This is a genomic window from Motilibacter deserti (assembly GCF_011250635.1).
Lineage (GTDB): Bacteria > Actinomycetota > Actinomycetes > Motilibacterales > Motilibacteraceae > Motilibacter_A > Motilibacter_A deserti.
The window spans coordinates 279-8,338 of record NZ_JAANNP010000081.1 but is presented as its reverse complement, the minus strand read 5'-3'; the positions used below and the strand labels follow the sequence as shown (position 1 = coordinate 8,338).

The 8,060-nt window shown below is 71.9% G+C and carries 10 protein-coding genes; all 10 read right to left on the bottom strand.

Going from position 1 to position 8,060, the window contains the following annotated elements:
• Positions 1-138: 138 nt before the first annotated feature.
• A complete protein-coding gene (locus G9H71_RS19740) occupies positions 139-846 on the bottom strand; it encodes a FliH/SctL family protein (RefSeq protein ID WP_166284503.1) in 708 nt (235 codons plus the stop codon).
• The gene (fliG, locus tag G9H71_RS19735) at positions 830-1,846 is read right to left on the bottom strand and encodes a flagellar motor switch protein FliG (protein WP_166284502.1); all 1,017 of its coding nucleotides are present in this window, start codon (positions 1,844-1,846) and stop codon (positions 830-832) included. The genes G9H71_RS19740 and fliG overlap by 17 nt, the downstream gene beginning before the upstream one ends.
• Positions 1,847-1,848: 2 nt before the next feature.
• Positions 1,849-3,468 (bottom strand): flagellar basal-body MS-ring/collar protein FliF, encoded by a 1,620-nt coding sequence (fliF, locus tag G9H71_RS19730; protein WP_166284501.1) that lies wholly within the window; start codon positions 3,466-3,468, stop codon positions 1,849-1,851.
• Positions 3,468-3,815: a flagellar hook-basal body complex protein FliE gene (gene fliE, locus G9H71_RS19725; RefSeq protein ID WP_166284500.1), complete on the bottom strand. Its 348-nt coding sequence runs from the start codon at positions 3,813-3,815 to the stop codon at positions 3,468-3,470. The genes fliF and fliE overlap by 1 nt, the downstream gene beginning before the upstream one ends.
• A gap of 2 nt (positions 3,816-3,817) precedes the next feature.
• On the bottom strand, positions 3,818-4,222 hold the full coding sequence (locus G9H71_RS19720) for a flagellar basal body rod protein FlgC (RefSeq protein ID WP_166284499.1): 405 nt from the start codon (positions 4,220-4,222) through the stop codon (positions 3,818-3,820).
• 2 nt (positions 4,223-4,224) lie between these two features.
• On the bottom strand, positions 4,225-4,578 hold the full coding sequence (gene flgB / locus G9H71_RS19715; RefSeq protein WP_166284498.1) for a flagellar basal body rod protein FlgB: 354 nt from the start codon (positions 4,576-4,578) through the stop codon (positions 4,225-4,227).
• A gap of 208 nt (positions 4,579-4,786) precedes the next feature.
• Complete coding sequence (locus G9H71_RS19710; protein ID WP_166284497.1) at positions 4,787-5,809, bottom strand: glycosyltransferase; 1,023 nt, start codon at positions 5,807-5,809, stop codon at positions 4,787-4,789.
• A complete protein-coding gene (locus tag G9H71_RS19705) occupies positions 5,803-6,159 on the bottom strand; it encodes a hypothetical protein (RefSeq protein WP_166284496.1) in 357 nt (118 codons plus the stop codon). The genes G9H71_RS19710 and G9H71_RS19705 overlap by 7 nt, the downstream gene beginning before the upstream one ends.
• Complete coding sequence (fliS, locus tag G9H71_RS19700) at positions 6,156-6,557, bottom strand: flagellar export chaperone FliS (protein ID WP_166284495.1); 402 nt, start codon at positions 6,555-6,557, stop codon at positions 6,156-6,158. The genes G9H71_RS19705 and fliS overlap by 4 nt, the downstream gene beginning before the upstream one ends.
• Positions 6,558-6,630: 73 nt before the next feature.
• Positions 6,631-7,935: a flagellar filament capping protein FliD gene (fliD, locus tag G9H71_RS19695; RefSeq protein ID WP_166284494.1), complete on the bottom strand. Its 1,305-nt coding sequence runs from the start codon at positions 7,933-7,935 to the stop codon at positions 6,631-6,633.
• Between the last annotated feature and the right edge of the window lie 125 nt (positions 7,936-8,060).

Genomic DNA, 8,060 nt, shown 5'->3' with positions numbered 1-8,060 from the left:
CGTCGATACCCGCGACCGTGAGGTCGAGCCCGACGACGCCGGTGACGCGGCCGCTCGTGACGGGAGCGGCCGCGGCCAGGGCGCGGTCGAAGCCGGGCAGGAGGGAGAAGGCGGGGCGCGGAGAGAGGGTCCCGACGGTCACGGGCGGAGGATCTCCTTGGCTCGGGCGAGGGCCGGCGCGATGCGCGCGTCGACGCTGGTGGCATCAGACTCGGCGTACGCGTCGCCCGACATGAGCCCGGCGTCCGGCACGATCGTGATCTCACGGTCGAGGAACGGCAGGGCCGCGCCGTCGAGCGTCGCCGCGTCCTCCGGGCTCAGCCACACGGTCACCGGCCGGCCGGCGGGCGCCATCGACAGCGCCCGGCGGACGGCGTCGACCCCCGGCTCGGCGGCGGTCGCGAGCTCGCGGCCCACGATCGCCTCGGCCAGCGCGAACGCCGCCTCGGCGATCGCCTCGGCCGCCTCCCCCGCGGGGGCCGCGGCCCGCCGCTCGAGGTCGCTCGCGGCCTGCTCCAGCGCGGTGAAGGCGCGGGCGAAGCGGGCCTCGCGGTCCGCCACCCGGCTTGCCTCGACGGCCGCGGCGTGAGCGGCCTCCGCGCGGACCTGGGCCATCGCGGCCTGGCTGCCGGCCGCCCAGCCGGCGGCGTACCCGGCGGAGCGGGCGGCCTCGCGGGCCTCCTCGACCGACTGCGGGCGGGCCGACAGCGACTCGGTCAGCCGGGCCGTACGGACCGCGGCGGCGGCGCCGCCCCGGAGGACGGCCAGGCCGGCGGTGGCGGCCACGGCGGGGGCGGTGCCGGCCGGCGCGAGCCCGGCGCTGAAGGCCTCAGTCGACGAACTCATCGTCAGCCCCCCGCCGGACGGTGATCTGGCCGGACTCCTCGAGCTGGCGGATCGCCTGGACGACCTTGACCTGCGACTCCTCGACCTGCTTCAGCCGGACCGGGCCGAGCATCTCGATCTCGTCGGCGAGGTTCTCGGCCGCACGCTCGGACAGGTTCTTCATGATCTTCATGCGGACCTCGTCGCGCACGCCCTTGAGGGCGGTCGCGAGGTCGGAGGTCTCGACCTGACGCAGGACCAGCTGGACGGCCTTGTCGTCGAGGCTGACGATGTCCTCGAACATGAACATCCGGCTGCGGACCTCTTCGGCCAGCTCGCGGTCGCGGCCCTCGAGCCCCTCGAGGATGAGGCGCTCGGTGGAGCGGTCGGCGCGGTTGATGATGTCGACCAGCGGCTGCAGGCCGCCCACGGTGGACATCTCGGTCGGCTGGAGCACCGAGGAGAGCTTGCGCTCGAGCATCTGCTCGACCTGCTTGACGACCTCGGGGCTGGTGCGGTCCATGACCGCGATCCGGTGGGCGACGTCGGCCTGCAGCGTCGGGACGAGCCCGCCGAGCACGGTCGAGGCCTGGTCGGCGCTCATGTGGGCCAGCACCAGCGCGATCGTCTGCGGGTGCTCGTCCTGGAGGAACGAGAGCAGCTGGCGGGGGTCCGCACGGTGCAGGAACTGGAAGGGCATCTCGGCGAAGGCCGCCGAGAGGCGGTGCATGAGCTCCGCGGCCTTCTCCTCGCCCATGCTCGCGGCGAGCAGCTCCTTGGCGAAGTCCATGCCGCCCTGGCCCATGTAGCTCTTGGCCTGGACGATCCCGTGGAACTCCTCGAAGACCTGCAGCGCGGTGTCCGCGTCGATGTCGCGCAGCCGCATGATCTCCGCGGTGATCTCCTCGACCTCGTTCTCGCGCATCTCGGCGAGGACCTTCGCGGCGTGCTCCCGGCCCATCCCGACGAGGAGCACCGCGGTCTTGGTCAGACCGCTCATCTCAGTGGCGACCGCCGCCATCGTCAGGACCTCCTGTCAGCGAGCCAGCCGCGGAGCAGCTGGGCGACCTCGTCCGGCTGCTGCTCGACGAGCTCTCCGATGTCGTCACGCATCCGCGCCAGGTTCTCGGCGTCGGCGTTGGGCTCCGGCGCGGCCGGCAGGGCCGGGGCGTCGGCGCCGGCCTCGAGGGCGGCGAGCCGCGCGGCCTCGAGCTCGGCGTTGCGCCGCTCGAGCTCCTCGATGCGGGCGAGCTCGATCTGGTCCAGCGGGGTGCGCTTCTGCTTGCGGGCCCGGCGGGCCTTGAGCCAGGTGAGGAGCAGGACCAGCAGGACGACCCCGACGAGGGCGCCGGTCTTGATGGTCTTGTCCATCGCGGCCTTCTTCTCCGCGGCCGCGGCGTCGGCGAGCTCCTTGGCCGCCGCGTCCTGAGCGCTGGAGTCGAACGGCATCCGGCTGACCTGGATCGTGTCGCCACGCTGGGCGTCGACACCTGCGGCGGCCGACACGAGGCTCTGGATCTCGGTGGGGTCGACGGCGCCGGCGGTCACGTTGTCGAGCAGGACCGCGACGTTCATCTTCTTGACCGAGCCGGGAGCGGCGGTGCGCTGCTCGGTGGTCTTGCCGACGGCGTAGTCCTTGGTGGACTTGCCCTTCTTGTAGGTGCTGCCCGTCTCGTCGGTGCCGTTCGGAACCGCGATGTTGTCCGGGCCGAGCACGCCGGTCACCGCGGTGTTGTCGCCGGTGTAGTCCTCGGTCTCGGTGCTCTCGGAGAGCACCTCGGCGCCCCGCGGCGGCGCGACGAACGTCTCGCTCTTGGTCTGCGTGGAGTCGTAGTCGAGGTCGGCGGTGACGCGGACCTCGCTGTGCCCGGCCCCGACCACGCGGTCGAGCATGGTCTGGACCGACTTGCTGATGCGGTCCTCGTACGCCTGGGTCGCCTCGTCGCGGTCGGCCCCGGCCCCCGCGCCGTTCGGGTCGTTGTTGCTCAGCAGCTTGCCCGTCGAGTCGGTCAGGGTCACGTCGGCGGGCGCCATGCCCTGGACGCTGGCCGAGACCAGGTTGACGACGGCGCGGACCTGCTGGCTGGAGAGCGTGGTGCCCGGCTGCGTCGCGACCAGCACGCTCGCCGTGGGCTTGCTCTCCTCGTCGGCGAAGACGTCCTTCTCGGGCAGGGCGAGGTGCACGACGGCGGTGTCGACGGTGTCGATCGCCTCGATCGTGGTCTTCAGCTCGCCCTCGAGCGCCCGCTGGTAGCCGACCTGCTGCTGGAACTGCGAGGCCGTGAGGCCCTGCTTGTCAAGGATCGAGTAGCCGCTGCCCTCGTTGGCCGGGAGCCCCTGGCCGCTCATCTGGATCCGGAGGTCGTTGACCTGGGCCTGCGGGACCATGATGGTCGCGCCGCCGTCCGCGAGCTCGTACGGCGTACCGCCGGCGTTGAGCTCCTCGACGATCGCGCTGGCGTCCGCCGAGGCCAGCCCGGTGAAGAGCGGCGCGTAGTTCGGCTTGGAGGACCAGGTCGTGAAGACGTAGCCGCCGATGACCAGGGCCAGGACGGCGATGATGCTCACGGCCTTCTGACCGGGCGTGAACGAGGCAAACGCGCGGAGGGGCTTCTCGACGAGACCCTTGACGTTCGTCGGCATCAGGCTTGCAACCTCATAATCTCGGTGAAGGCCGCAACGGCCTTGTCACGGACGGCGACGGTGAGCGAGGTGGCGAGCGACGCTTCGGTCGCTGCGATCGTGTAGTCGTGCAGGTCCTGCAGGTCCCCGGTGGCCGCCTTGACGGCGAGCTGGTCGCTCTTGGCCTGGGTGGCCTGCAGGTTCTCGATCCCGTTCGAGAGGGCGGTCGCGAAGTCGCTCCCGACCCCCTGCGATGAGGTTGTCGCCCAGTCGTCGTCCAGACCTGAGGCTTTCTGCACACCCGATGTGGGGAAGATCCCGGAGACGCCCGCCGCCCCGCCGATGCCCTCGATGGCCGAGATGCTCATGACTAGCCCTTCCCGATCTGGATCGCCTGGCGGTAGGCCTCCTGGGCGCGCTCGACCGTGGCGAGGTTCGCCTGGTAGCCGCGCTGGGCCATGATCATCTGCGTCATCTGGCTGCTCATGTCGATGTCCGGCATGCGCACGTTGCCGTCGGCGTCGGCCAGCGGGTTCTCCGGGTCGTGGACGATCCGGCCCTCGCGGTTGCCGAGCGCGATCCCGCCGACCTGTACGCCGCCGGTGCCGGAGCCGTACTCGCGGGCCTGGGCGATCACGTAGCGAGCCTGGAAGGCGTCCTCGCTGGTGCGCCGCGCGGTGTTGACGTTGGCGACGTTGTCGCTGACCGCGTCGAGCCACTTGCGGTAGACGGTCACACCGCTCGCGGCGGTGTCGATGGCGTTGAACAGCGCCATGGTCAGACGCCCCCGATCGAGTTCTTCAACAGGTTGAAGCGGTCGTTGACCGCGCGGGTCATCAGGGAGTACGCGAGCTCGGTCTGGGTGGACTCCAGCGTCTCCTCGTCGAGGTTGACGTTGTTGCCGTCCTCACGCGTGGGCTCGAGCGAGCGGGCGACGAAGGCGCCGGTGCCGGCGATCTCCGAGGTGTCCCCGCCGGCGACCGCGTCGCGGAGCGCGTCCTCGAACTGGACCTTGTTGGCGAGGAAGCCGGGGGTCTGCAGGTTCGAGATGTTGTCTGCGGTGGCCCGCTGGCGCATCGCGAGCCCGTTGAGGGCACTGCGGAGCGTCACGCTGGCGACGTCGTCGAACACGGCCGCTACTTCTCCTGAACTAGGTGGAGCGGTCGCCGATCCGTGGCTGTCATGGTGAGCAATCCGTGCTCGCTAGGTCTTTCGGCCCACCACGCCGGGGCTTGAGCCCGTGCCCTCACCCGAACGAGGGAAGCCGCGCACGGAACCGTGCGCGGCTTCTCCTGGGACGGTCTGGCACGAGGTCGTCGCAGCTCAGACGGCGTGTTGGTCAGGCTCGGGCGGTAGCTCCGGCCAGCTGGGCGAGCAGTTGCTTGAGCTCGCCGAGGCCGGTGCCGGAGAAACGGCGCCCCCCGGTGTCGACGAGCTCGTCCACGCCGCGGAGAAGGTCGTACGCGGTGGAGACGTCGCCGAGCTGGGCGCGCGCCTGCGCCTCGAGCCAGTCACAGTACGTGACCGGCGCCCCGCCCTCGCGCAGCTGTCCGACGAGGACGAGCACGACGTCGTCCAGGCCGGCGGCGAGCAGGACCCGGGCGAGGGAGTCGGTGGCCTCGAGCGCGCGGCGCGTGCCCGGGAAGAGCTCACGGACGGCCTCGAACGCGTTGACGGCGTCCTGTGCGCGGTCCGCGCCGATGCAGCTGCGGCCGAGGTCGAGCAGGGTCTGGCCGACGAGCTCTGGGTCGGGAGCCGGCGTGACGGCCAGCCGGTCGAGCTCGGCCTGGGCCAGCGCCGCGTTGCGCTCGGACTTGCGGCGACGCACCTCGGCCGTCGCGTAGCCGTCGTGGGCGAGCCGGACCACGCCGGCGGGGGCGTTCAGCAGCCGCAGCTGCCCGCCCGCGACGGGCGCCAGGCGCTCGTGGACGCGGCCCGTCCAGCGGACGGCGCCGACGCGCAGCAGCCGCTCGTGCCGGTGGGTGTGGGTGCCGTCGTCGTGGACGTTCTCGATCTCGACCGTCAGCCCGTCGGCCGCGACCTCGCCGAGCAGCCGGCCGAGCGCCTCGGCGTCCACCTGCAGGCACTCGTCCGCGTCCAGGCTGAGCGCCCACTCGGCCGTGACGGCGGACAGCGCGGCGTTGCGCGCCGCGGCGAAGTCGTCGGTCCAGGGGCCGGACGTCACCGTGGCCCCGAGCTCCCGCGCGACCTGCACGGTCGCGTCGGAGGAGCCCGTGTCGTGGACGTGGACCGCCGTCAGCAGCCCGGACCGCGCGAGCGGCTCGAGCGAGGCGATGCAGCGCGCGAGCGTGTGCTCCTCGTCCTTGACGATGAGGACCGCGGCGAGGGTCGGCCTCAGCACGCCTGGTCCAGCAGCACCGGGCGCGCGCGGCCCGCCGCCCCGGTCTCGATGCGGCCCGCGAGCGTGGCCTGCCGGCCGAGGTCGCCCATGCGGCGGGTCATCCGAGCCGCCAGGTCGAGCTGGCGGGCGTGGACGAGCCGGGCCCGCTCGACGAGGTCGGGCGGGATCGGCGGCAGCGCCGGCGGCACCCACGCCACCGGCGCGGGCAGCTCGGGGGACTCGCTGCGCAGCAGCGCCTCCGCCTGGTCCACCTGCAGCTCGAGCTCGTTCAGCGCGTCGACCCACGCCGCCGACCAGTCAGCGCCCTGCGCGGCCGCCTCGACGGCCTGCAGGTGCCGCTCCTCGGTCATGCCGAGGTGAGGACGGCGGCGGGCGTTGCGGCGGCCGTACGCGCGGCGTGGTGCCACGCGACGCGCAGCGGCTCCACCTGGGCGCGGACGCCGCGGATGCGGGCGACGTCGCCGCGCACGTTGGCGCCGACGAGCTCGGTGATCCACCAGGCGTAGAGCGACGCGAGGGCGGGACCGCCCTCCCAGGCGTCGACCTTCAGCGTGTTGCGCAGCTCGGTGAGGATGTCCTGCGCGTGCGTCAGGGCGTCGTTGGCCGCCGGCCGGTCGCCGCCGGCGAGCGCGGCCTCGCCGCGCTGCAGGTCGAGGACGAGCCGGTCGTACAGCATCGTGAGCAGGCGGGCGGGGCTCGCCGTGCTGACGCTGTCCTGGGCGTAGCGGTTGCGGGCGTTCGCGTACACGGAAGCGGGTTCCTGTCGTTCGAGGGGTGACGTGCGGCGAGGGCCGGTCGGGGTGGCGGCCCGCGAGTGGGGCCTAGCCGAGCGCCGCGAGCTGGCCCGCGAGCCAGCTGCTCTGCTGCTGCATCTTGCCGAGGGCGACCTCGAGGCCGGAGTACTGCTTCTGCAGCGCCTCGCGGCGCGTGGCGAGCCGGTCGTCCCAGCTGCTGATCGCGTCGGTGTAGTCCTTGATCAGCCCGCGTCGGCTCTCGATCGTCTTGGTGATCTGGCCGTCGTACTTGTCGCCGAACTTCTTGGCGACGGACTCGATCGTCGCGGCGAAGGCGTCCGCGCCGAGCAGGCCCTTCTGGATCGACGCCGGGTCGTCCGCGAGCGCCTTCTTGAAGGTCTCCGCGTTGTAGGTGAACTGCCCGTCACGGTTGAGCTGGATGCCCAGCTTGCTCAGCGGGACCCCGCCGTTGGACGAGATGGCGCTGGCCAGGGCCTGCGTCACCGAGCGGACGACCGACTCGCCGGACAGGACCCCGCCGGTCTTGGTCGTGCTGTCGTACGACGACTTGGCCTGGGCCTCCTTGATCACGGCGTTCGCGGCGTCGACGAGGCCCTTGACGACATCGCTCGTCGCGGCGTCGTCCTTGGCGACGCTGAGGGTCACCATGTCCGTCGTCGTGGCGGAGACCGTGAAGGTCACGCCGGGAAGCGCGTTCGCGAAGGTGTTGGTCGAGGAGGTGATGGAGTAGCCGGCGTCCGTCGTGATCTTGGCGTCGGCGGCCGGCACGGCGGCCGCGCCGCCCATGCCCCGGATGCCGGTGACGGTGAAGCCGTTGTCCACGCCCGTCTTGGTGGCGGAGAACTGGAGCTTGTAGGACCCGTCGTCGACCTGGACGGCGGTCGCGCGCACGCCGAGCTCGTCGCTGCGCGCGTTGACCGCGTTCACGACGTCCGAGAGGCTGCCTGACTTGACGTCGACGGTCAGCGGTGTCGTGGAGCCCTTCTTCGTGATCGAGAGGCTCGTGGTCACCGCGTCGGACATCGACGTGTAGACGGGGGTCGCGACGCGCACCGCGGCCTTGGCCAAGGTGTCGACCTTGAAGCTCACCGACTGCGGCTGAGCGCCGGCCGTTGCCGTTGCGACGACGCTGGTCGCGCTGGAGGTGGCCTTGAACTTCTCGAGGCCATCGGCCTTCTGCAGGTTCTTGGCCGCCGTCTGCAGCGCCGCGAGCTTGCCGTTGAGCGAGGTCAGCGCGTCGACCTGCTTCTGGGTGTCCGACTGCCGGGTCTTGAGCTTGGTCTGGGTGACTGCCTCGACCTGCATCAGCTGGTCGATGAGCGCGCTGGTGGACAGCCCGCTGACGAGGCCGTCGACACTGGTGGTTGCCACGCCTGCTCCTTCTGGTCCGGCCGGGCGGACTGCCGCGGCGTTCTGCTCGCCTTGCTCATCGGCGGTGCCCGGGTGGGTCTTGAGGCCTACTCGGCGGCACGTGCGCCGCGAACGGGCGAAATGCC

What these genes read in the sequence shown, in the direction of transcription:
- G9H71_RS19740 (WP_166284503.1), bottom strand. Translation starts at nt 846, where the DNA reads ATGAGTTCGTCGACTGAGGCCTTCAGCGCCGGGCTCGCGCCGGCCGGC.
- fliG (WP_166284502.1), bottom strand. Translation starts at nt 1,846, where the DNA reads ATGGCGGCGGTCGCCACTGAGATGAGCGGTCTGACCAAGACCGCGGTG.
- fliF (WP_166284501.1), bottom strand. Translation starts at nt 3,468, where the DNA reads ATGCCGACGAACGTCAAGGGTCTCGTCGAGAAGCCCCTCCGCGCGTTT.
- fliE (WP_166284500.1), bottom strand. Translation starts at nt 3,815, where the DNA reads ATGAGCATCTCGGCCATCGAGGGCATCGGCGGGGCGGCGGGCGTCTCC.
- G9H71_RS19720 (WP_166284499.1), bottom strand. Translation starts at nt 4,222, where the DNA reads ATGGCGCTGTTCAACGCCATCGACACCGCCGCGAGCGGTGTGACCGTC.
- G9H71_RS19705 (WP_166284496.1), bottom strand. Translation starts at nt 6,159, where the DNA reads ATGACCGAGGAGCGGCACCTGCAGGCCGTCGAGGCGGCCGCGCAGGGC.